The organism is Nocardioides sp. (assembly GCF_036401255.1).
GTDB lineage: Bacteria > Actinomycetota > Actinomycetes > Propionibacteriales > Nocardioidaceae > Nocardioides.
In genome coordinates, this window is sequence record NZ_DASWVI010000152.1 from 1 (window position 1) to 1,749 (window position 1,749).

The window sequence follows — 1,749 nt, forward strand, 5'->3', positions numbered from 1 at the left end:
CGCGCGCGAGCTGGTCGACGCCCGCCGCATCCAGGGCCGCGGACGCGGCCTCGGCCGAGCCGGCGAGCTCGCGCAGAGCGCCCCGCAGCACCTTGCGGCGGTGGGCGAACGCGGTGTCGACGACCGCGAACACCTGCTCGCGGGTCACCGCCGTGGTGGGCGGCTCGCGGTGCTCCCACGCGACGAGGCCGGAGTCGACGTTGGGCGCCGGCCAGAAGACGTTGCGGCCCACGGCGCCGGCGCGGCGCACGTCGGCGAACCAGGCGGCCTTCACCGAGGGCACGCCGTAGGTACGCGAGCCCGGCGGGGCGGCGAGCCGGTCCGCGACCTCCGACTGGACCATCACCAGCCCGTGCCGCAGGGACGGCAGGAGCGCCATCAGGTGCAGGAGCACGGGGACCGCGACGTTGTACGGCAGGTTGGCCACCAGCGCGGTGGGCGGTGGCCCGGGCACGGACGAGATCCTCAGGGCGTCCGCCTCGACGACCTCGAACCGGTCGGTGTGGCCGGGTGCGTACTCCGCGACCGTGGCGGGCAGGGCCGCGGCGAGCACCGGGTCGACCTCGACGGCGACCACCCGGCGCACCTCGCCGAGCAGGCCCAGGGTCAGCGACCCCAGCCCGGGGCCGACCTCGAGCACCACGTCGTCGGGCCCCACCCCGGCCGCGCGCACGATCCGGCGCACGGTGTTGGCGTCGATGACGAAGTTCTGCCCGCGCTGCTTGGTGGGCCGGACGTCGAGCGCGGCGGCGAGGGAACGCACGTCCGCCGGCCCGAGAAGTCTCGGACCGGCGGACGGGATGTCCTGCGGCTCGCTCACGCGGGCGAGCCTAGACGGCGGGCTGCCACCTACTGGGGCAGGCCCAGCTGCTGCGAGCAGTGCGGCCAGGAGCCGTAGCCGCCGTTGGCGTCACGGACCTTGGTCGCGATCGCGATCTGGGTCTCGCGGCTCTGCTGGTGCGGGTAGCCGGGACCGCCGTACGCGCGCCACGTCGACAGCGAGAACTGCAGGCCGCCGTAGTAGCCGTTGCCGGTGTTGATGGCCCAGTTGCCGCCGGACTCGCACTGCGCGAGCTGGTCCCACACGGTGCTGCCACCGGCGAAGTTGGCGGTCACCTGCTCCTTGGTGCCGACCCTGACGATGGCGTCGACGGGCTGGCGGAGCACCTCGATGACGCGCACCAGCTGACGCTTGTCGACCTTGCCGTTGACGAACGTGATCTTGTAGACCGCCTTGCGCTCACCGGCCTCACCGGCGCGCACGGTCTCGGTGTCGCCCTCGTACAGCGAGGCGTCGCTGCGCTCGATCGTGTCGTAGGCGATGGCCTCGCGCAGACGCTTGGTCACCTTGCGCACGTCGGTGAAGACGATGCGGTCGCCGTCCTCGAGCGTCGCGCCGAGACCCGGCTTCACGCGGTCGTGCTTGCCGACCTCGACGCCGAGCTCCTCGAGCGCCTGCCGCACGGTCAGCGCGGTGACGGTCTTGTCCTTGGCCTTCTTGCCACCGATGCGGACCGTGAGCTCCTTCGGCGTCACGACCCGCAGGTCCATGCCGGAGCGGCTGATCGCGGCGCCACGGCTGACCGACAGGTCGGCGTTGTGGAAGCCCAGCCCGATCTGGTCGAGCGCGGAGGAGACGTCGGTGGCGGTGACCCAGTAGCGCCGGTCCTCGCCGTCGACGCTCACGTCGAGCGGACGGGCGAACTTGACGGCGATCGCGGTCCCGTCGGTCACCTTCGAGTCGAGCGA

Annotated in this window: 2 protein-coding genes; both read right to left on the bottom strand. The window is 72.8% G+C overall.

Annotated elements, in window-relative coordinates; all coding sequences use genetic code 11:
• On the bottom strand, positions 1-820 hold an 820-nt coding region (gene rsmA, locus VGD85_RS07215), incomplete at its 3' end, for a 16S rRNA (adenine(1518)-N(6)/adenine(1519)-N(6))-dimethyltransferase RsmA (RefSeq protein ID WP_331062771.1).
• A gap of 29 nt (positions 821-849) precedes the next feature.
• Positions 850-1,749: transglycosylase family protein (locus tag VGD85_RS07220; RefSeq protein WP_331062772.1), on the bottom strand; the 900-nt coding region annotated here is incomplete at its 5' end.